This window comes from Pseudoalteromonas sp. S1609 (assembly GCF_005887255.1).
Classification (GTDB): Bacteria; Pseudomonadota; Gammaproteobacteria; order Enterobacterales; family Alteromonadaceae; genus Pseudoalteromonas.
In genome coordinates, this window is the sequence record NZ_PNDJ01000087.1 from 17,392 (window position 1) to 40,111 (window position 22,720).

The following is a 22,720-nucleotide window of genomic DNA, read 5'->3' on the forward strand; positions in this document are numbered from 1 at the left end:
CTATATATTATTCAAAAAATAATGGGGCACGTTGTTTTTTACCAACTTCGTTCATCGTTGCTGCATCGAACAAGCGGCCGTTGATCATGGTGTAATCAATTTTGTCTGAATCGCGGATGTTTTCCAGTGGATCGCCATCAATAACCATTAAATCTGCCAGCTTACCAACCTCTAATGAGCCTACGTTTTTATCTAAGCCTAGGTATTTAGCAGGATCCAGCGTTGATGCTCGAATAGCCTCAAGCGGCGTCATACCACCTTGAGCAAACATCCACATTTCCCAGTGCGCGCCTAAACCTTCACGCTGGCCATGTGCACCTAAATTAACCAGTACACCTAAGTCTTGTAGTTCAGCTGCCACCCGCGCATTGTTAAAGTGGTTATAGTGATGATCGGGCGCTTTAACACGACGCATTGAACGAGGTAGTAATTGGTTTTTAGGCACAAATTTGCTCAACCGAGGATGATTCCACACATCAGTTTTATCGTACCAGTAGTTTTCACCCCAAATACCGCCATAGGCAACCACCAATGTAGGTGTATAACCTACATCACTTTGTGACCACAACTGCTTAATATCATCATAAATATGTTCAACCGGAATGGAATGCTCAATACCTGTATGCCCATCAACCACCATACTCAAGTTATGTTGTAATAATGAGCCCCCTTCTGGCACGACCATCATTTCAAGTTCACGACCAGCCTCAATCACTTGCTGACGCTGCTCTCTGCGAGGTTGGTTATAAGATTTAACACTAAACGCCCCTACTTTTTTCAAACGCTCTAAATGAAATTTAGCATCATCTAATGAATCAATATGCGAAGTATAACCTGGCATATTCGCGCCATATAAAATAGTACCAGTAGAAAAAATACGCGGGCCGACAATCATACCGGCTTTTTGCATTTCACTGGCAGTGAATATTTCAGTGGTGTCGTTTGATGGATCGTGGATGGTGGTAACACCTAGCGCAAGGCCTGCAAAGTTTTTCCAGTTTTGTTGTGGGATAATTTCATCGCTTGCTTGTGAGCCATGCGCATGCGCATCAACCATACCAGGCATAATTGTTTTGCCTGTTACATCAACTATCTTAGCATTTTTTGGAATGCTAATATCTGCAGCAGAGCCAATAGCTTTAATATGTTTACCATCGGTAACAATAACGCCATTTTCAATGACTTTTTCGCCGTCCATGGTAATAATTTTTGCGCCAGTTAAGGCAATCATGCCTTCTGGTTCAGCCATTTTTTTGCTAAAACCAATGTTAGTCCCACTTTTGACTTTAACGCCTTGGTCATCGGCTTTATTAATAGCAAACATTCCATCTAAACTGGCATGGTATAGCTCAGGGCCAAGTGTCCAATAGAGTTTATTGCTGTTGGCACTCCAGCTAATATTTTCACCAGCACGAACAGATAATTGCTCAATTGGAAATTGGCTGTCTTTAGGCCCAATATTAATGGTTTTACCACGCTCAACAAACGGTGTTACAAACACTTTAAAGCGCTCTGCAAATGCTAAATACTCACCATCAGGTGAGACCCTAAATTCAGTTGCATGTTCTGATTCATAGAGTTTGCGCACTTTTTTACTTTCAAGCTCAACCACACTTAACGTTGGTTTAGGCCATGGACTCATAACATAAACACGATCGTTGGCACTACCAAACTGCGGTTGGTAACCACTTTTAGAAATTAGTTCACTCTTACCACCTTTAGTGCTAACACTGTAAATACCAGGGTGTAATGACCATTTAGGATTTAAAATACTGCCACCACTGGCTTTACGATAAACTACAGTTTTGCCATCAGGGCTAAAGGTAGGCTCTACATATTTACCCGGTTCATCGGTAATAGTATCGCCGCGACCACTTCGTGCAGAAACAACGCGCACTGTGCCTTGTTCATTATCGTCCCACGTGGTGTAGACAATTTTTTTGCCATCACGCGAGTACTGTGGAAATAACTCATAATGATCGGTTTGCTTGGTTAAACGTTTGATTTTTCCTGAGTCTAAATCGCGTTTATAAATATGACCCAGTGCTTCAAACAATGCCGTTTCGCCATCTGGGCTAATTTGTACATTTCGCAGCATTTTTACATCAAATTCTTCAGTATCGATATTTTGAGTAAAGCGCACCGCTTTTTGAATTTTTTTCGTGGTGTCTATTTTGAATGCAATATCGCTGACAGATTTATCATCGACATTGAGTTTATGAATGGTGCCACCAGCCCAAAATACTAACTCTTCATTATCTGGTGTCCACGCAATTGTTGGGTATACCCCATGAATAGCCCATGTTTCTTGCATATCGCGCTCTAACTTGTCATATAGCTTGGTATGCTCACCGCTGGTTAAATCGTATAAGTACAAGCTAGTTTGAAAGTCATCACGCTTTACATAGGCAAGTTTTTTACCATCAGGTGACGGAGTTGGTCTGATTGCGCCACCCATACCACTAATAATCGTTTCTATTTCACCGGTTTCACGATCATAGCGCTTAATTTTATAAATACCCGCAACCGAATCTTTTGAGTAATGAAAGGTTTTACCTGGGGTGGCATCATGAGAAAAATAAACATAACGGCCATCAGGTGAAAACATCGGCTCACCTAAATCTTTTTGATCGTTTTCACGTTTAGTTAGTTGTACCCCTTTACCACCCGCTTTGTGATAAAGCCAAACTTCACCCGCGCCCAAAGAACGACTGGCGGTAAAGTGCTTACGTGCAACTAAATAATCGCCATCAGGGCTCCATGCCGGGCTATTAAGTAAACGAAACGTTTCGTCCGTTACTGCAGTTTGATTCTCGCCATTAACGTCCATAACCCAAATATTATCACCGCCCCCCTGATCTGAGGTAAATGCGATATGTTTACCATCTGGGCTAAAACGCGGCTGCATTTGCCATGCGATATCTGAGGTTATTTGAGTGGCTTTACCACCACTCATTGGCATAGTGTAAATATCGCCCAGTAAGTCAAATACTAAGGTTTCTCCATCAGGGCTTATGTCTACATTCATCCATGTACCTTGCTCTACACTAATAGAAGCATCTACAAATTGCCCTTTTGGTGAATCAACTTGCCATTTTTTTTCATCTGTTTGCTCTGCGTGTACTTGACCCAATGCCAATGAAACTGATAACGCAAGCGCTGTTTGCAGCATTTTCTTCATGCTTATCTCACTTATTATTGTTGCTGTGTGTTGCTCTATTACATGATTGCAACAAAAACGCTAGCAAGTTACCAGCGTAATAGGATGAAGTGCATAAAATTAATGCCAAACAATAGGATCAAATTGATAAAAATCTACCAGCAAACGGTAAATTTCAGGGTCATCGCGGCGTAAATCTGCGGGTTTTTCTAAAAACGTTTCGGTGATCACCGCAAAAAATTCTGCCTCATTTGTGGCTCCGTAGCTATGAATAACATGCGGCATGTTATAAGCAACGTGTGTTTTTAACTGCGAAAACGCTCGGCTAAATACCTTGCCCCATTGTTGATAGTGAGTCTGTGATGTAAGTAATGGCGTGCCGGTGGTTTTACCGGTCTCTTGATCAAGTTGATGCGCAAACTCATGAAACACTAAATTATGCCCGTCACTGGGTAAGCGGTTACCCTCAAGCACATCATGCCAGCTCAGCACCAGTGTGCCTCCTGGCCATGACTCACCTTGCCTTACGGTATTATGAAAACTAACAAGTCCTGCGTTATCGCGGCTTGATTGAGGCGCATAATAGGCGCTGGGATAGAGTAAAATTTCCTTCACGTTTTTATACAAAGGCCAAGATTTATTTAGTACCAGCAGGCAAGCATCGGCGGCAATAATGAGTTTCATTGCTTCAGTTAGTTGCAACCCATCACAGCCAACAAAGCGCTTTTCATTTAAAAACCACACAATATGACGAGCCAACTTGGCTCGATCTGCATCAGTCATTTTGTTATAAATTGGCATAGCCCGCAGCAACAGCGCATGCTGTTGTGGGCTTAATGATAAATGACTGTATTTACGGCGCCACAGAGTATTTTGAATATCAGGCCAACGCCAAAAAATAACGACAAACGCAAAAAGTAAGAAAATCAATAATCCGTTTACCATTTAATAGCCCTATAATTATCTATACAGTATTAATTGGTCCATAAAACTAGAATTCAATTATTTAACACTAAATAAAAAGCCAAACATCTGTTAGAGCGTGGCCTTTTCTTTAACAAGTGAACTGTTTGTTTATTTATATCATTCTAGCGATACAAAGGCTGCCATGCACATGTACGATAGCCATATCGTTCAAAATAGAAACGATTACAGTTGGTGTCATAATTACTTGAGCCAACATCAATCCGATGCTCACTTATATATTTATTATGCAGAGAAACCTGTTGTCCATTATACAATAAAGTAAAATGAACATGAGGACCTGATGATTGGCCGCCCTCACACAATGCTTGATTATAATTATTTGCATAGCGACCTAACCATGCACCAGGTTGAACATAATCACCACTGCTATATTGAAGGTTTGACATGTGGTAGTAGTTGGTTGAATAGCCACTGGCGTGTGTTACTCGAATATTGCAGGAAGAAAAGCGAGTTACCGTTCCGCCATGCGCAGCTTGAACAAAAGGAGTATTAGCGCCCCAGCCACCAGAGCCATTGTTAAAATCAAGTGATGAGTATGGGTAGCCAGAACCTGTATTTGAGTGAGCGCCACCACTGTACCAATAGCCAGACGGCCACGGTAAGTTCATTTCAAAACTAGCGGCTAAAAGTTGTTTTTCATTATTTTGATCTACACTATTCAATGAACGTTGCAATTGACTAGTGTGACTAGGAAATACACGGTCAAACGCAGCTAAAAACTCTGTCAAAGTCTGTCGATTATTTTTAGAGTTTGATGCCAATTTATTACTATCTGCAAACAGACTTACTAGAGCCGCAGTTGCAGCTGTGCTACTCGTAGTTTGGGTTACCTGATTTCGTTTTTTTAACGTATCTTGTGTCTCTTGCCACTGCTTATATGCATAAAAGCGTTGACTTAATTTCATCACCACGTCTTTTACTTGCGCATCAAAACCGAGCTTGTCTGTTATACCAGCTAAAGGGTTTTTAATATCAGCATTTGGGTTTGAAAGTAAGCCACTTTGTTGCTCTATCAGCGCTAAAATTACTTTTGGATTAATGCTGGTATAACCAGCCCAGTGTAAAATGAGCTCTTTTTTATCTTCAATTGCTGACGCATGTAAAGAAAAAAAGTTATCCCAATCTACGTTTAATAATGAGTCATTAAACACAAATTGCGTATCATCAATAGTCAGTAAAGAGTTAAGCTTGAGTGATGCTAAAGCCTGTTTAGTAAACAAAAAGTCATCATGCTTATCGCCTTCTGCTAATACCACGGGTGAGGCCCCTAGAAGACTTGCGAATGTAATATTAATTATCTTGTTTTTCATCTTATATTCCTTAAGTAAAAAGCAAAAAAACCCCTAATGGGTACACAAGGTATAGCACCCAAGATAAAATAAAGTTAATTAATATTACTTATGCTTACATATAATTACTTAATGAATTAACTTAACCTACACAAATAATAAAGAAGTTGAAATTATCTATATGATAAAAGCTGTCGGAAAAAACGATTTAACGCATTAAAGCAGCTCTTTTTAGGAAGCTATGCACTCAACCCTATTTCGGCCATTGTTTTTTGCCTTGTATAAAGCTTGATCAGCACGAGATAATAACCGATCATAATCATCGACATTATCTGAGTCAGAAACACCAAAGCTCACGGTTACGCTAAGCCCTTGGGCAATAGACGAAAAGTCTTTATTTTCAATTTCTTTGCGTAATTGTTCACATAATTTCTGTGCTTGCACAGTATTCATGTCAGGAAATACAAATGTGAATTCTTCACCGCCCCAACGAGCCACTTCTTGCTCGCCTTCACAATGCGCTTTAAGAATATTGGCGACTTCACATATAACCTGATCGCCAATCAAATGAGACCAACCATCATTAATGCGTTTAAAGTGGTCAATATCCATAATGGCAATCGCAAGCGGAGTATTACGCGCTTTAAAATCTGTAAAGTTGTCGGCCAGCCAACCATCAAATGCACGGCGATTCGGTAAGTCGGTGAGCTGATCATGGGTAGCTTGATAAGCAAAGGCACTTGCTTGCTCTTGCAGTGCTTGGGTTTGCTTCACCACTCGGCTAGTTAGCTCTTTTTCTACTTGCTTATAGCGATACAAGCGATAACGATATGCACTATATATGACAACCACAAAAATAAAAAACACCACTAGCTTAAAGCTGGTTTTTTGCCAAAAATGCGATTGAATTTCAAAATGAATCACTTTGTCATTTTGCTGCCAATCGGTATTAGGATAGGCAGAACGCACTGCAAATGAATATTTACCCGCGGGTAAATTAGTATATTCAGCTGTTGCAATATGAAAACGATCCACCCATTCATCGTTAAAGCCTTTCATTTTTGTTTGAAAGTTTAATCGCTGCGGCATGATAAAACTTAAGCCCGCATAATGGAACGACAGTCGTGTAACTCCAGGTGGCAAAACAAGTGTGTCACCATCAACAGGCAATAACATGGGTTTACCATCTACAGAAAAACTTTCTACAATAGTTGGTAACGGTATCTCGGTGGCTTCTTTTAATCGTGCGGGTTTAACCGTACTCACCCCTTTTGCGGTGGCAAACCAAATAGTACCATCTGAATGCGCTGTAGCCGAAGGCGTTGACCCTCCATTGGCTTGCGCACTGAGCATGCCATCGCCCTCATCGTATAATTGAAAAGCTAGCGTCTGACTACCTTTTGTAGCTGAATCTAGCAGCTGATTAACCTGCTTATAATTAACTTCAATAATGCCACGGTTACTTGATAGCCAAAGTGAATCTTTAAAGGGCACAATTTGAAAAAGCTTATCAACCGGTAATCCTAACTCCCTCCCTAAAATAGTCATATGGCCATTTGAATGTTGATAACGCAATAAACCTCTATCGGTCGCCATCCAGGTATATTTATCGTCAATATAAAAGCCAAACGCATATTTAGCCAAAAACGCTTCAGGGAACTGAATTGGTTGAAATTTCTCCGTATTGGTATTGTAAACTACTACGCCATTGCCAGTTCCTATCCAAATATTTGCCCTCTTATCTTCACTCAAAGCTAGAATAAAGCCACTCGGCAACTCTTTCTCATTAGTAAATTGGTCTAAGCTGCCGTCGGTATTAACTCGCGTTAACCCCATGGCTGAACCTACCCATAGACGATTTTTTGAATCAAAAAGTAACGATCGTACTTCATTACTACCAAGGCCATTATCACGATTTAAGTAAGGTACAAGCTCGTTATTAACCACCTTCAACACACCTGAAGTGTATGTACCGACCCAAACATCACCTTGGCTTTGTTCAAGTAAGCTCAATACTGAATAAGGAGAGCCTTGCTTAGTACCTTTAAGATGGGTAATTTTATTGTTTTGCAGCCGATCTAAGCCTGTACTCCCGCCTATCCATAAACTGCCATCAGAATGTGACAGTACCGTGCGTACATAATCGCTAGATAAGCCTCGCTTTTTTCCCCACGATGAAAACGGGGCTTCTCTTAACCTAAATACACCCGCGTTGGTCCCTACCCAAATACTGTTTTCTCTGTCTTGTAATAACGACAATATGCGGTTTGCAGGTAAGCCATTTTTAGCATCTAATTGCTCTATGCCATCAACACTGAGTCTAAATACCCCTTTATTAATAGTGCCAAACCACAAATCACCATGGTTATCTTCTAATAAACTAGAAATAGACTCAGCATTAAGCTGTGGATGGGGTGACTCGAACACATTGCCATTTAATACTCGCGCACCTCTTTCACTTCCAATAACAAGGCGTCCTTCACGGGTAATCAATAGAGTATATACAGGTGCATCTGGCAAACCATGATGTGGAGTCATCAATGTAGGCGTGTAATTAACTATTTTATACAACCCATCACTGGTTGCCGCCCATATAATGCCCTGCTTATCTTCAATTATTCTGTAAGCACTGACGTTTTGTATTATTGGGATATCTTGAGTGCTTTTGGCAGGTCGATAAAACACACCATCATTTTCAAGTGCTAACCACAAATCCTCGTTTTTACTCTTAAATACGTGATTAACCATTGCTTGGGCGTTAGGTTGAGTGTCCCATTGTCGGTGCTGATATAAACTAATACCGCCGCGCGCTCCGGCTATGAGTAAGCCGCCATCGGATGTGGGGGTAAGCGCACGTACGCCTGAGTCAGGCAAATCGGTAATTTCTGAGCGGGTAAATAGTTTAAATTCTTGACCGTTAAAGCGGGCAAGCCCTTCCCAAGTACCTACCCATAAATAGCCATCTTGTGTTTGTGCAAGGCTATTAATGCTATTGTGAGGAAGGCCCGACCGGGTATTCCACGTTTCAAAAAAATAATCGCGCAACGGCAGCCGAGTCTGTTGCTGAGCATTAACAGTAAAAATCACCAACAAGAAACATAAAATCACCAAGCGATTCATCAGACACTGCCTTTATAATTATTAGTTTTTATATTTGAGTAAATTCAAGGTGAAAATTTAATTAGAAACCATCACCAACAAATAATAACATAAGATTTACAACTTTTTCATTAAGTATTATCACTCAAACTATCAAATGTATGTTGCAATCGTTGGATGAACTTAGCCACATGTAGTCCATCTAGTAACGCATGATGAACATCAATGGAGAGTGGCATTTCGCCTGTATCGGGGTTGTATTGACCAAACACAAATTTAGGGATGCCACAGCTTTGGTCCTGGGTAAACGCATGCGAAAAGCTGCTAAAGTTTAACCAAGGTAAAACAGAAACGTGAATTAAATCAGCTTGTCCTTCAGTTGCTGCAAAGGCATCAGAAAACAGCGGGTTTAACCTTGCTTCATGACTAATCGCTTTTGCTTTATTAGCAAACTCATTTAACGAGTTTTGCTGTTTAAAATAACTAAAGCGAAACGAGTCATCATCGGCAAGCTCAACCACACTCGCGCGCGTGGTGTTTAAATAATAAGGTTTTTGATTAACAATACGCAGCATCATCGGCTCATACTCATGACATGCTTTTAATAAGCAATAAACATAACCATGAAAAAAAGCACGATTAGTTTGTTTACACGCGGTATATAACTTTTTAGCACTGAGCTTTACACAAACATTAAAATAAGGCTGAGTGAAGTTTTGAAACAATTCAAAATGTTGTTTGCGCGGCCACTGATCAAAATCAATAGCCCGGAGAGATAAATCGGCAGAAGACATAAATTATACACAGAGCAAAAGTAAAATTTTACCTCGCTTTGCCTATATTCGCATTAACTAAAATGATGCTTTGGGTGTAGTTATACCAAAGTCTTATATAGGCATAAAAAAAGGAGCGATAGTCGCTCCTTAGTTGAACTAAATAAAAACTTAAAGTCCGTTTTCAATAATTTCTTGAGCAAGCTCATCAGCAATTAAATGCGTTGATTTTTGTTCTTTTTCACTACGGGTAAAGATTTCGCTTAATGTATCGAAAATTTTCTCTACGTGTTTATTAGACGCCTCTTTACTGTAACCTTCAGGCGCTGTTTCGTAATACACGTTAATAATACCGCCTGCATTTATTACATAATCTGGTGCGTATAAAATACCTTTTTCACGTATAATTTCACCATGGCGTGATTCTGCAAGCTGATTATTTGCACATCCTGCTATTATAGTTGCTTTTAAACGAGGGATCGTTGTGTCATTAATAGTGGCACCTAACGCACAAGGCGCATACACATCAACATCTAAGTCGTATATTTCATCAATACCAACCGCTGTTGCACCAAAATCGTTGACTACACGCTCTACCGCTGCTTGGTTAATATCAGTAACAAATAATTCTGCACCAGCTTCAGCCAAGTGCTTACATAATCCATAAGCTACTGCACCTAAACCTTGCACAGCTACTTTAATGCCTGAAAAATCTTGAATGCCGCGCTGATGATGAAGCGCTGCTTTCATACCTAAAAACGTGCCGTAAGCTGTAAATGGCGATGGGTTACCACTTTTGCCTTCAAGGCCTAGCACGTAATTTGTTTCTTTGTTCATTAACGCCACATCATCACACGTGATATTTACGTCTTCTGCTGAGTAGTAACTGCCATTTAAACGCTCTAATTGACGACCAAATGCACGAAACAACTGTTCAGACTTGATCTCTTTTGCATTGCCAATAATAACTGACTTACCACCACCAAATGGCAAGCGTGCCACAGCATTTTTATAGGTCATCCCTTTTGATAAGCGCAATACATCGTAAACTGCATCCTCATCGTTGGCATAATCCCACATTCTACAACCGCCTACAGCTGGGCCTAAGTTTGTGTTATGTACCGCAATAATGGCCTTTAAACCAGACGCTTTGTCTGAACAAAAAACCACTTGTTCATGGTTATCAAATTCAACTTGATTAAATACAACCACTTTAAATACTCCGAAAATAATGAGCCCTTTTGGGCAAGCACGCTACAAATTGACGAGACTTTATCACTTCAGATACTAGTTCGCTATACTATGAGTAGATAAACCACATAAACCGCACTCAACTGAAAAACAAAACGACTTATTGCGATAAATCAGCATAAAAAATTTAATAATGATTATATTATTAGGTATAAAAGCTAAAAACACCACCGCAATTAAAGTTTACGCTTACGTGAACGTCACTCTAAATTTATATGTAAACTTAATCGTACATCTTGAAAAAGAACACTAGCTCATAAAATACAATGGCTTATATAAAAACTGCCTATATAGCAAAAACTGGTCTGAGGTGTATAAGTATCTGCAAATTTAAAAATAAAAAAACGAGCACACGGTGCTCGCTTTTATAATTACTTTGCAAATTTATTTCATTTTGCTGTCTAGTTCTTCAATTTTTGCTTTCCAAATTGCAGGACCTTGGGTGTGGGCATTTTCACCTTCGCTGTCAACGGCAACTGTTACTGGCATATCTTCTACTTCAAACTCGTAGATAGCTTCCATACCTAAATCTTCAAAGGCAACAACACGTGCTTTTTTAATTGCTTTAGATACTAGGTAAGCCGCACCACCTACAGCCATTAAATACACTGACTGATGCTTTTTAATAGACTCAACCGTTGCAGGGCCTCGTTCAGCTTTACCAATCATTCCCACGATGCCTGTTTTTTCTAACATCATGTCAGTAAATTTGTCCATACGAGTAGCCGTTGTCGGGCCTGCAGGACCTACTGCTTCATCGCCTACTGCATCCACAGGACCAACGTAGTAAATAAACTTGTTATCAAAATCAACTCCTTCAGGTAAACCTTCTCCTGAGTTGATCATATCTTGCAGACGCTTATGAGCAGCATCTCGACCCGTTAAAATAGTACCTGAGAGTAAAACGGTTTCACCCATTTTCCATTCTTTAGTGTCTTCTTTAGTCAGGGTATCTAAATTAACGCGACGTGTGCCCTCACCGACTTCGAAAGTCACTTCTGGCCAATCTTCTAATTTAGGTGCTTTTAAATTCGCAGGGCCTGAACCATCAAGCGTAAAGTGTACGTGGCGCGTAGCAGCACAATTTGGGATCATAACCACTGGCTTTGAAGCCGCGTGAGTTGGTGCTGTTTTAATTTTAATATCAACAACCGTGGTTAACCCACCAAGGCCTTGTGCACCAATGCCTAATTTATTCGCACGTTCAAAAATTTCTAAACGCAGTTTTTCTTCTGTTGTTTCTGCGCCGCGCTCAATGAGTTCATGAATATCAACCGGATCCATTAATGACTCTTTCGCCATTACCGCTGCTTTTTCTGCCGTGCCACCAATACCTATGCCTAGCATGCCTGGTGGACACCAACCCGCACCCATTGTTGGTAGCGTTTTTTCAACCCATTCGGCCACATCGTCAGATGGGTTTAACATCACCATTTTACTTTTGTTCTCTGAGCCACCACCCTTAGCAGCCACCATCACTTCAACTTTATCGCCAGCAACTAAGTCAATGTGTACCACTGATGGCGTATTATCTTTAGTATTTTTACGTGTTCCCGCAGGGTCGGCAACAATCGATGCGCGCAATGGGTTATCTGGATTTAAGTACGCACGACGCGTCCCCTCATCAACCATTTGTTGTACTGTTAAATCGGTTTTATCCCAGTTAACATCCATACCTACTTTTACAAAACAGGTGATGATCCCAGTATCCTGACACAGCGGGCGCTTACCTTCTGCCGACATGCGCGAGTTAATTAAGATTTGCGCAATCGCATCTTTAGCGGCTTTGCTTTGCTCTTTGTTATACGCTTTTTCTAGCGCTTGAACAAAATCAAGAGGATGATAAAACGAGATGTATTGCAAGGCATCTTCAATGCTATCAATAAAGTCTTGCTGACGAATTGTACTCATAGTGGTTCCTTAAGTTGTTGTTACGCACGCTGCACGTAAGCATTATCAAACCCGTGACGGTGGTTCGAACTGTTTTCAACCACAGCGCTCACTAAACGCTGCCAAAAAAATTTGACTTATGATACCCTCCCAGCCCGTTTGTAGCCAGTTCTTAAAGGGGTAGTAAATGCTAAACAATAAAAAAAATTGTGTTGAATTAGCCATATCACAAAATTGTATAGAGGTATTTTCGCATTTTGCTCATTTACCCTACGCTATTTTGCTAGATTCGGGTGATAGCGATCACATTAACAGTCGTTATGACATTATAGCTATTGAGCCCCAAAGCACTCTGGAAGTTAAAAATAATCAAACTGTTTTTAATAACCAAGCGAGTGCTAAAAGCTGCTTTGAAATAATGAACGATGAATTAGCAAAGCTTGATACAACAAAAGCCGCTAACAATTTACCCTTTAATGGTGGCTGGCTTGGTTATTTTGGTTATGACTTAGGGCGTACCATAGAGCAACTGCCAAGCAGTGCTTTAAACGATATTGATTTACCGCAGATGGCCGTTGGACTTTACCTTGATGCACTGATTTACGATAAACAACTGGATACTTGGTTTTATGTTTCGCAGCCAAATGTAGATCGCCTCTCGCTGTATCAGCAATATTTAACGCAACCACCTAAGCACGAAAGCTTTTCGCTTACATCACAGTGGCAGTCAAATATGAGTCAGACAAGTTATAGCGAAAAGTTTGCAGCGATTGAAGAATACTTAAAAAGTGGTGATTGTTATCAAATTAACTTAGCGCAACGTTTTAGTGCACGTTTTCAAGGTTCTCCTTGGACCGCTTATGTTAAATTAACGCAAGCCAATAAAGCCCCTTTTTCTAGTTTTGTTAATCATCCGCAAGGCGCTATTTTATCAATATCACCTGAGCGTTTTATTGCTGTGCATGACAACAAGGTAGAAACAAAACCTATTAAAGGTACGCTACCACGTAAAGCCGATGCTTTAGAAGATGCCAAACAAGCCACATTACTGGCAAACTCCAGTAAAGACCGCGCTGAAAATGTCATGATAGTAGACCTGCTACGAAATGATTTAGGTAAAGTCGCAAAACCGGGCTCTGTTGTTGTACCTTCTTTATTTGCTATTGAAAGCTTTCCGGCAGTACACCATTTGGTAAGTACAGTTACATCCATCCTTGATGAAGGAAAAACAGCAGTCGATCAACTTGAAGCCGCATTCCCTGGAGGCTCTATTACTGGCGCACCAAAAGTACGCGCCATGGAAATAATTGAAGAGCTGGAGCCGCACAGACGCAATATTTATTGTGGCTCTATTGGCTATATCAGCGCCTGCGGTAATATGGATACCAGTATTACCATTCGAACTTTAGTTACTCATCAACAACAAATACATTGTTGGGCTGGCGGTGGCATTGTTGCTGATTCAAAAGTCGAATTGGAATATCAAGAAACATACGATAAAGTAAATAAAATACTCCCTATATTAAATGAAGGTCGCTTTGAATAGTGAAACCATTTCGGCTCGTTTTCAATTAAACCGCAGTTTAGCCGTGGATCAGCTCAAAGATAATAAAAAAAAGCGCGCCAGTGCAGTGATGCTACCTTTGATTGATATAGATAACGAAGCACATGTTTTATTGTGTAAGCGGCCAACCTATTTACATCACCACCCTGGGGAGATTTGTTTACCGGGTGGTAAATTTGAAATTAATGATGTTAACCTGCGCACCACGGCACTGCGTGAATTGCACGAAGAACTTAACATTGCCCCGCATAATGTTCAGGTTTTAGGTCAGCTGCCGGAATACTCTACCCTTACTGGATTTACTATACGTCCTTTTGTGGGCTTGATTAAAAAAGAAACGGTATGGGAGAACGATCACAACGAAGTACAAGCCAGCTTTTTACTCTCTATCGAAGCGTTAAGTAATGAAGCCAATTGGCAACCAATCCCCTTTGAACGTAATGGAAGAACCCTAACTTTAAATGGCTTCAACACTCCTCACGGGCTTTTGTGGGGAGCAACAGCCAGTATTATTAAAAACTTTACAAAGCAACTCGCCATACCAGTTTAAATCTTTGCTAATAAGGGTTACACACCTGGATTTCCACGTTATTATAGTCGACCGTTCAAAGAACAGCTTAATGCTGAGAAAACTAAGTAGAGACACACATTATGATCAGTGCATTTGACATGTTTAGCATTGGTATTGGCCCTTCATCGTCACATACCGTCGGCCCAATGCGTGCATCACGCTTATTTGTTAATGACCTAGATGAGCAACAACAATTAGCAAATGTGACCGATGTAAAAGTAGAGCTTTACGGCTCACTGGGGCAGACAGGTGTTGGTCATGGTTCGGGAAAAGCAGTGATCCTTGGCCTAGCCGGTTATGACCCTGAAACCATAGATGCCGATTTGGTGGACGACATTTTAGCAAAAATAGAAAGTGAGCAGGTTATTTACCTAAACCAAACTCATAAAGCTAAATTCCCTAAACAAGGCGCTATTGTTTTTCATCGCAGAAAAACACTCCCTAAACATTCCAACGCAATGGAAATTATTGCCTATAACAATGGCGAAAAAGTATACAGCAAAGTTTACTACTCTATTGGTGGTGGGTTTATTGTTACAGATGAAGAATTTGAAAAAGAAAAACAAGCGGCTTTAGATATTCGCGAAGAAAACCCTGCCCCGTTCCCGTTTGGCACGGCTAAAGAATTACTCGAAATGTGTAAAGAGTCGGGTTACAGCGTATCAACGTTAATGATGAAAAACGAAAAAACCTTACGCAGTGAAGAAGCCATAAAAGATGAATTATTTAATATTTGGCAAGTAATGAAAGCCTGTATTGAACGTGGTATGCGTACCGAAGGTATTTTACCTGGTGGTTTGAAAGTAAAACGCCGTGCACCAAGCTTATATTTAAAGCTCAATGTAGAAGTGAGTAACGATCCACTTCGTGCTATGGATTGGGTTGATTTATTCGCATTAGCAGTGAATGAAGAAAATGCAGCAGGCGGTCGTGTGGTTACTGCACCAACAAATGGTGCAGCTGGTATCCTACCAGCCGTATTAATGTACTATCATACTTTTATCAAAGAAGTTGATCGCGACATTGCTACTCGGTATTTATTAACCGCGGCCGCTATTGGTATTTTATACAAAAAAAATGCCTCTATCTCGGGTGCTGAAGTGGGTTGCCAAGGTGAAGTTGGTGTTGCCTGTTCAATGGCTGCTGGTGCGCTGACTGAAATTGTTGGTGGTAACGTGGTACACGTAGAAAATGCCGCTGAAATTGGCATGGAACATAACTTAGGATTGACCTGTGACCCTGTGGGCGGCTTAGTGCAAGTACCCTGTATTGAACGTAATGCAATGGGCGCTATTAAAGCAATTAATGCCTCTCGCCTTGCTATTCGCGGTAGTGGCGAACAAAAAGTATCGCTTGATAAAGTAATTAAAACCATGCTCGATACCGGTAACGATATGAAAACAAAATACAAAGAAACCGCTCGCGGTGGATTAGCTGTTAACATTATCGAGTGCTAATTAGATAGCATAAAAAAAGCCGCTTAGTTGCAAAACTAAGCGGCTTTTTCATTACTGTTTATGGCGGTTATTTAACTGGTAATTCGATATCAGCAAATAATTTATCAACATCGTCTTGATTACGCAGCAAACTTGCTCGCTCTACTCGCTCTTTGGTTAAATGCGGTGCAAAACGTTCGATAAAGTCATACATGTAGGTACGTAAAAAGCTACCTTTTCTAAAACCAATCTTAGTGGTGCTTGCTTCAAATAAATGGCTAGCATCAATGCACACTAAGTCGTTGTCGTTTACCTGGTCAATTGCCATAGATGCAACCACACCGACACCTAATCCCAGGCGCACATACGTTTTAATAACATCGGCATCGGTGGCGGTAAATACAATATGCGGCTCAAGCCCATAGGCGTTAAATGCTTTATCAAGCTCTGAGCGACCAGTAAAACCAAATACATAAGTGATCAAAGGATACTGCGCTATATCTGCCACCGTTAAATTATCGACTTTTTTCGCAAGGGGATGATCTTTAGCAACCACAATACTGCGATTCCAGTGATAACAAGGCAACATAACTAAATCTGAATATAAGTGCAGTGCTTCAGTAGCAATTGCAAAATCTGCATCACCGCGCGCAGCTGCATCCGATATTTGCTGCGGCGTACCTTGGTGCATATGCAGTGACACTGCTGGGTATTTTTGGGTAAAGCCTTGAATTACACTTGGTAACGCATAACGTGCTTGGGTGTGCGTAGTCGCAATATTAAGTTTACCTTGATCGGGCAGCGTATGTTCATTAGCAACCGCTTTAATGCCCTCAACTTTTGAGAGTATTTCTCGCGATATGTTAATGATTTCTTCGCCAGCACCTGTAACGTGAGTTAAATGTTTACCACTACGACCAAAAATTTGTACACCTAGTTCATCTTCTAACATACGTACTTGCTTAGAAATACCAGGCTGGGAGGTAAATAAACTCTCAGCGGTAGCTGAAACATTTAATTTATGATTTTGAACTTCTACGATATATCTAAGTTGTTGTAATTTCATGGCTATGTAGTTTCGTTATAATTCACATTGACAGATAAAAGCGCACCCTAATTAATAGGTAACTATATAAAGACTGATTAAGGTTACACAATGTAACAATTAATTTATTGAAATTTCAGGTTAACACAATAAATAAAGTTGAGATAGCAATGATTATCAGCAAACAAAACATAACACATTAAGATTTAAACGCTTTATGCATGGTGTTTTTTTTAGTTAATCGGCGCAAAGTTTCCCACCTTTTATATATTTAATGTAAGATTAGATAATAAGGTTAAGAATTTGAGAATTATAACATGATCGTTTCCATTATAATTGTATTAATTGTTGCGCTTATCGTCATTGCACTGTGGGTTAGTGCTGTTCAACAACACAAAGAAAAACAAGAAGCTGAACGACGTAAAGAGCTAACAAAACAAAAAGCTATCATTGAAGAAACTGAAGAGGCGTTAATGAATAGCGCTAATATCCCACTTTCAGAAGCAACTCAGCGAATATTACAACGTCGTATTCATGATGCGCTAAGTAATATGGTGTCTATTTCAAGCGGTGGTAGCGGACTAAAAAACCGCTTAAAAGAAGCAAAAGAGCGACTACAAAATCCGATTCAAGACGGCTCGGATGGTTTTGTTTTACCAGGTAATGACAAGCAACTGATATCACTAATACAGGGTATAAAAAAGCTCCGTACTATTATCCGTTCTGAGCACAACAAAGGGAAAGTTGACAGCCAAGCGTTTATTGCAGAAGACAAACGCCTTGAGAAGCTACAACTAAGAATCAACATTGAAAGCCAGATAAAACGTGGTCTAGCAGCTCAAACAGCCGGTATGGTAGGCTCTGCTAGGCAGTACTTTGAAAAAGCATCTGCCACACTTAACAGTGTGTCATTTAATGATGATTACATTACTGCAAAACGAGTTGAAGTTGAAGGCTATCTAGAAACAATAAGCACTGAATTAAAGGCATCAAACGCTACATCATTGAAGAAAAAGAACGAACAAGAGCAAGATGATTTAGACGTACTGTTTGCACCGAAAAAGAAATGGTAATCCATTACCTAATAAAAAAGCCCATACAACTGTATGGGCTTTTTTATAACTGAAATTTAGTCACTATATAAATTTACATACCCAAACTAAATCTAGCTATTTAACAAAAGCATTAAGATAAAAATGCAAACTTAATAATAAACAGTGCCGTTAAAATCCAAACACTAATACTTACCTGATCTTTTTTACCACACAGTACTTTAACCGCTGTATAAGAAATAAAACCCAGTGCAATACCGTGTGCAATTGAAAAGGTCAATGGAGTCATTAACAATACAACACTCACTGGAATTGCATCAGTCATATCATCCCAGTTTACAAACTTTAAGTTTTGTAGCATTAGAACAGATACATATAAGATTGCCCCTGCTGTTGCGTATGCGGGTACCATTTGTGCCAAAGGTGCAAAAAACATCATTAATAAAAAGCAGCAACCTACAACTACAGCCGTTAAGCCCGTTCGGCCCCCCACTGATACTCCCGCTACAGATTCTATATAAGAAGTTGTTGTTGAAGTTCCCAGCATTGCACCGGCAATGGTTGCAGTACTATCAGCGCTTAATGCGCGACCTAAGCGCGGCATATTGCCGTTTTTATCTGCTAGACCCGCTTTTTGAGTAACCGCTACCAACGTGCCTGAGGTATCAAATAAATCAACAAATAGAAACGCAAAAATAACACTCAACATAGACAGTTCAAAAGCAGCACTAAAATCAAGTTGCATAAAAGTCGGCATTATTGAAGGTGGCATTGCAACAACACCATGATATTCAACTAATCCCATCGACACTGCTATCGCGGTAACGAGTAAAATACTAATAAGCACGCCGCTTTTAAAGTCACGATAAAGTAATGCCGCAATAATAAAAAAACTAAAAATAGCTAATAGCGGACCCGGTGACGTTATATCGCCTAGCTGCACAAGTGTTGCTGGGCTTGATACAATAATACCAGCACTTTTCAGCGCAATAAGTGCCAAGAATGCACCAATACCGGTTGCTATTGCTTGTTTGAGCACCAGGGGGATTGCATTAATAATCCACTCTCGCACCTTAAATAAGCTTAATATTAAAAATATACACCCTGACATAAACACCGCGCCCAGCGCTGCTTGCCAGCTATAGCCCATACCTAGCACCACGCCATAGGTAAAAAATGCATTTAATCCCATACCCGGTGCCAATGCCAATGGATAATTGGCCCACAACCCCATAATAAAACACCCTATTGCAGCGGCAATACAGGTTGCAACAAAGGCAGCACCTTGGTCCATGCCTGCTTCTGCAAGCATAGCTGGGTTAACGAATACGATATAAACCATCGTAATAAATGTAGTCATACCGGCAATACATTCACGGCGAACCGAAGAATCATTTGCACGGATTTTGAATAAGGCTTCGAGCATAATAAACTTGTGGTTGTAAAAAGTGGCGAGATTTTAGCATAAAAATAACTTTTTACAGGACATTTTACCTTGCTATATACTAAACTAGCTAAGTGATTAAAATAACAAACGAAGTAGCATGATCAAAACGACACCAAGTGGCCAAGACTTAGAGCAACAATTAGACAACATTCTTTCTTTTGTAACGCAACCAAGCGATGCAAATCCCCCTGCGAGCTCTAAAAACACCGATCAAGACACATTAAATAAAGCTCTTTATTACCTTAAAAATGAACAAGGCGCCTTAGCCGCAAAATGGATGCGTTTAGCAGCAATGGCAGGAAACTATCGTGCACAGTTTTACTTAGGGCTATTTTTTATTAAAGGCCAAGGTGTGCCACAAAGTGTATTTCATGGGGCTGCGTGGCTCAGCTTAGCTAGTAGCCAAGGGTATGATCCAGCAGTAGAAGCAATGAGCGATATACGCAAACACATTAGTACCAAACGACTTAAAGACGCCCAGTGTTATGCCGCCAGCTTATATGAACAAATTCATCAGTTACAATTTTCACATTTGATCCCTATAAGTCACGAAAAATAGTTTTACTACCTAGTAACTCATTCTATCTGTAAATTAATTAAGCGTTTTATAAGTTAAATGCAACAACGCTTAATTTTTTAAACTACTGTATACCTCATGCATTTCAAGATTTATTTGGTTATAGATTAAAAAGCTACCGTCAAAAGTATTCATCCCCAAAAATTATAATCTATTGTTATATATGAACTATTTATTTTTAAATAGTTTCCTTATCGTGCTCAGCTGAATAACTGTACAAAAAAATAGCAAAAAACACTTGCACCAAACAACTGTATAAACTACTGTATACATGTACTGTATAAAAACCCAGTGAGTGAGACGATTATGTTACAGCCTATTACCGTAAGAACAGTTAAAAGCTACCAACAAGATGACCAATCTGATTGTGTTAACGTTGTACAAATTGAAGATGAGATTTCAGCGACGTTTGAATTATTAAAAGTATTACACCAATACAATAGCTTAAATGCATGGACACTTTTAATTGCGCCAGACCATGTACCTAGTAAAGCGTTACTTGATTCATGTTCAATTGATACCAGTAAATTATTAGTTATACGCCAAAAACATTTAGTTAATATAGAGTATGTTTTAAGTTCTGCACTTCACAATGGAAATTTTGCAGCGGTGATCACCTGGACCGACATAATAAATAATCAGCAACTATCACAGTTATCATTAAACCTGAGCCATACACGCACTAAGCTGTATTGCTTTAGCAAAAAAAGCGCTCAAGCTGAGATTTCACTAACGCAATAAGCTTGGTAAACTAGCGTTTTAATACACAGTACATTTATTATGACCTCTAACGCACTACTATGTTTTTGTGGCAGTCAGCAACTTTATGCTGATTGCTGTGAACCTTTTCATTTAAAAACCAAACAGCCACAAACACCTGAGCAACTTATGCGTGCTCGCTACAGTGCATATGCGGTTAAAAACGCGGCTTTTGTTCGTGAAAGTTACGCAAAAGAAAAGCAAGCTGAAAACTCACTATCAGAAATTAAAGACTTTGCAACTAGTTGCCGCTTTATAAACTTAACCGTATTAGATTCTGGTTATAATGATGAAACAGGGTTTGTAAAGTTTAAAGCCCATTACTTTTATCAAGACTTGTATTGCGAGCTGGCTGAGCATTCAAGATTTATTAAAGAAGATGAACAGTGGCGATACCTTGATGGTGAGATCACACCGGTTGCTGATATCAAAGTGAAACGCAATGATACTTGTCCTTGCGGCAGTAATAAAAAGTATAAAAAGTGTCATAGTGTATAAGTAACAACCACAAAAAATGGGCCACTTGGCCCATTTTCAAAAACTACACTAAACGCAACTTAGCGCTTTATTCGTCATCATCTTCATCGAAGTCTTGACGCTGTGCAGGTCTTGCTAAAATCTCTAAGTAGAAAGAGATTAAACCTTGCTTTTCAATTTCACTGATGTGATTGTTAATTTCAGCAACGTGAACCACTTGGGCCTCTTCAGCCGTGTTACCAAACTTACAATCAAATGCCCAGTAGTCGGCATCAACAGGTAAAGTTTTATTACGTTCTCTTTTCAAATATTTTTTCACTTCATGCTTTGCAGCATCAACCATACGAGGGTATTTGATTTTCTCATGATTCAGCGTGAATGTTTTCTTCATTACGTTCCTAATTACCTTGGTTTAATGATAATGGCATTTAATGTCATACCATTTGCGCCATTATAGCAATTGCATTTAAATTTTGGATGCTTTTTTTATATTAAATCGGTTATTAAAATAAAGCACCTACAAAACCACTAATATAAACACAGTTTATTACAATCTAATGGCGTTTAAAAAACTGCATTTAATGTAATTTAATTAGGCACTAAACAAATGTAATGGCTGGTGGAGGGCATCATTTTGTAAATCATCATAAAATGCCACCGCATCCATTTGAGGGTTTGATAGCTCGGTGTTGGTATTTTGAATTCGTCGACGTACCGCTAATTCACAGTTATCAATTACGTTAAGTGGAATGTGGTTTTTATCATCACGAATATTAAATGGCTCAGGTTTTAAGCACTGAGTTAACTTTATCTCACTCATCCCTTCGGCGCTTCCCATTTTTGCTAAAAGCTCAGTGTTATTTTTGCCAATTAACATATTAAAGGTATCTGGCGCCAATGACTGCTTTGGGCCCGCACCTAATTGTTTACGCAAGGTCTCTTCATCAGCTTGATAACCACTTGCATCACTTTTAGGTAAGTGAAACTCACTAAAATCGAGCGCGTCATGAGAGAGCATTGCTAATAAAAGAGCAAATTCACCCCGACGGCTTTCATGCACACTTTTATTGAGTCGTGTTTTTAATTGACTCTCTGTGATTAACAAATCACCAATCTGCATAGACTTTAGCCTATTTAACTAATTAATAAGTATTTATCGGCTAAATTTGAATTTTCTTTAGCTTTTTTCTTTACTTAAATAAGAAGTTTGCTATTATCTGCCGCGTTGCATTGGAGGGGTTCCCGAGCGGCCAAAGGGATCAGACTGTAAATCTGACGGCTCAGCCTTCGCTGGTTCGAATCCAGCTCCCTCCACCACTTTTCTTTACAAACAATAATTATGT

The 22,720-nt window shown here is 39.7% G+C and carries 18 protein-coding genes and 1 tRNA gene; 8 read left to right on the top strand and 11 right to left on the bottom strand.

Annotated features, from left to right (window positions below):
• Positions 1–7: 7 nt before the first annotated feature.
• The 7 genes from CWB76_RS17910 to CWB76_RS17940 form a co-directional block, all read right to left on the bottom strand.
• Entirely contained in the window at positions 8–3,181 is a 3,174-nt protein-coding gene (locus CWB76_RS17910) for an amidohydrolase family protein (RefSeq protein ID WP_138609428.1), read from the bottom strand.
• 99 nt (positions 3,182–3,280) lie between these two features.
• A complete protein-coding gene (locus tag CWB76_RS17915) occupies positions 3,281–4,105 on the bottom strand; it encodes a M90 family metallopeptidase (protein WP_054201131.1) in 825 nt (274 codons plus the stop codon).
• 143 nt (positions 4,106–4,248) lie between these two features.
• The gene (locus tag CWB76_RS17920; protein ID WP_138609430.1) at positions 4,249–5,457 is read right to left on the bottom strand and encodes a M23 family metallopeptidase; all 1,209 of its coding nucleotides are present in this window, start codon (positions 5,455–5,457) and stop codon (positions 4,249–4,251) included.
• Positions 5,458–5,667: 210 nt separating this feature from the next.
• Positions 5,668–8,556, bottom strand: coding sequence for a ligand-binding sensor domain-containing diguanylate cyclase (locus tag CWB76_RS17925; protein WP_138609432.1), 2,889 nt, complete (start codon positions 8,554–8,556; stop codon positions 5,668–5,670).
• A 110-nt stretch (positions 8,557–8,666) separates the two neighbouring features.
• Positions 8,667–9,329 (bottom strand): CatA-like O-acetyltransferase, encoded by a 663-nt coding sequence (locus CWB76_RS17930; protein ID WP_138609434.1) that lies wholly within the window; start codon positions 9,327–9,329, stop codon positions 8,667–8,669.
• Positions 9,330–9,479: 150 nt separating this feature from the next.
• The gene (locus tag CWB76_RS17935) at positions 9,480–10,520 is read right to left on the bottom strand and encodes a Leu/Phe/Val dehydrogenase (protein ID WP_010388535.1); all 1,041 of its coding nucleotides are present in this window, start codon (positions 10,518–10,520) and stop codon (positions 9,480–9,482) included.
• 423 nt (positions 10,521–10,943) lie between these two features.
• Complete coding sequence (locus CWB76_RS17940) at positions 10,944–12,470, bottom strand: fumarate hydratase (RefSeq protein WP_010388533.1); 1,527 nt, start codon at positions 12,468–12,470, stop codon at positions 10,944–10,946.
• Positions 12,471–12,636: 166 nt separating this feature from the next.
• On the opposite strand from CWB76_RS17940, the gene pabB reads away from it, so the two are divergent.
• The 3 genes from pabB (at position 12,637) to CWB76_RS17955 (ending at position 16,041) form a co-directional block, all read left to right on the top strand.
• Positions 12,637–13,995 carry an aminodeoxychorismate synthase component I gene (gene pabB / locus CWB76_RS17945; RefSeq protein WP_138609436.1) on the top strand — a complete coding sequence of 453 codons (1,359 nt, stop codon included), beginning with the start codon at positions 12,637–12,639 and terminating at the stop codon, positions 13,993–13,995.
• Positions 13,988–14,563, top strand: a complete 576-nt coding sequence (locus tag CWB76_RS17950; RefSeq protein WP_138609438.1) for an NUDIX hydrolase — start codon at positions 13,988–13,990, stop codon at positions 14,561–14,563. The genes pabB and CWB76_RS17950 overlap by 8 nt, the downstream gene beginning before the upstream one ends.
• Before the next feature lie 101 nt (positions 14,564–14,664).
• The gene (locus CWB76_RS17955) at positions 14,665–16,041 is read left to right on the top strand and encodes an L-serine ammonia-lyase (protein WP_138609440.1); all 1,377 of its coding nucleotides are present in this window, start codon (positions 14,665–14,667) and stop codon (positions 16,039–16,041) included.
• Between the two features lie 67 nt (positions 16,042–16,108).
• Here CWB76_RS17955 and cysB read toward each other — a convergent pair whose 3' ends face one another.
• A complete protein-coding gene (gene cysB, locus CWB76_RS17960; protein ID WP_010388526.1) occupies positions 16,109–17,086 on the bottom strand; it encodes an HTH-type transcriptional regulator CysB in 978 nt (325 codons plus the stop codon).
• Positions 17,087–17,382: 296 nt separating this feature from the next.
• Between cysB and CWB76_RS17965 the strand changes: the two genes are divergently transcribed.
• Complete coding sequence (locus CWB76_RS17965) at positions 17,383–18,138, top strand: hypothetical protein (RefSeq protein ID WP_138609442.1); 756 nt, start codon at positions 17,383–17,385, stop codon at positions 18,136–18,138.
• A 112-nt stretch (positions 18,139–18,250) separates the two neighbouring features.
• Here the strand turns inward: CWB76_RS17965 and CWB76_RS17970 are convergent, their stop codons facing one another.
• On the bottom strand, positions 18,251–19,543 hold the full coding sequence (locus tag CWB76_RS17970) for an NCS2 family permease (protein WP_054201141.1): 1,293 nt from the start codon (positions 19,541–19,543) through the stop codon (positions 18,251–18,253).
• A 118-nt stretch (positions 19,544–19,661) separates the two neighbouring features.
• On the opposite strand from CWB76_RS17970, the gene CWB76_RS17975 reads away from it, so the two are divergent.
• The 3 genes from CWB76_RS17975 to CWB76_RS17985 all read left to right on the top strand — a co-directional run bounded on the left by CWB76_RS17975 (position 19,662) and on the right by CWB76_RS17985 (position 21,398).
• Entirely contained in the window at positions 19,662–20,123 is a 462-nt protein-coding gene (locus CWB76_RS17975; RefSeq protein WP_138609444.1) for a tetratricopeptide repeat protein, read from the top strand.
• 324 nt (positions 20,124–20,447) lie between these two features.
• Positions 20,448–20,882, top strand: a complete 435-nt coding sequence (locus CWB76_RS17980) for a SulA-like leucine-rich domain-containing protein (protein ID WP_010388516.1) — start codon at positions 20,448–20,450, stop codon at positions 20,880–20,882.
• Positions 20,883–20,921: 39 nt separating this feature from the next.
• Positions 20,922–21,398: a YchJ family protein gene (locus CWB76_RS17985; RefSeq protein WP_109874479.1), complete on the top strand. Its 477-nt coding sequence runs from the start codon at positions 20,922–20,924 to the stop codon at positions 21,396–21,398.
• 67 nt (positions 21,399–21,465) lie between these two features.
• On the opposite strand, the gene CWB76_RS17990 is transcribed toward CWB76_RS17985, so the two are convergent.
• Both CWB76_RS17990 and CWB76_RS17995 read right to left on the bottom strand, forming a co-directional pair.
• A complete protein-coding gene (locus tag CWB76_RS17990) occupies positions 21,466–21,768 on the bottom strand; it encodes a DUF6172 family protein (RefSeq protein WP_138609445.1) in 303 nt (100 codons plus the stop codon).
• 201 nt (positions 21,769–21,969) lie between these two features.
• Positions 21,970–22,497: a VC2046/SO_2500 family protein gene (locus tag CWB76_RS17995; RefSeq protein ID WP_138609447.1), complete on the bottom strand. Its 528-nt coding sequence runs from the start codon at positions 22,495–22,497 to the stop codon at positions 21,970–21,972.
• Between the two features lie 112 nt (positions 22,498–22,609).
• On the opposite strand from CWB76_RS17995, the gene CWB76_RS18000 reads away from it, so the two are divergent.
• Positions 22,610–22,694: transfer RNA gene (locus tag CWB76_RS18000), tRNA-Tyr, on the top strand.
• Positions 22,695–22,720: the final 26 nt, after the last annotated feature.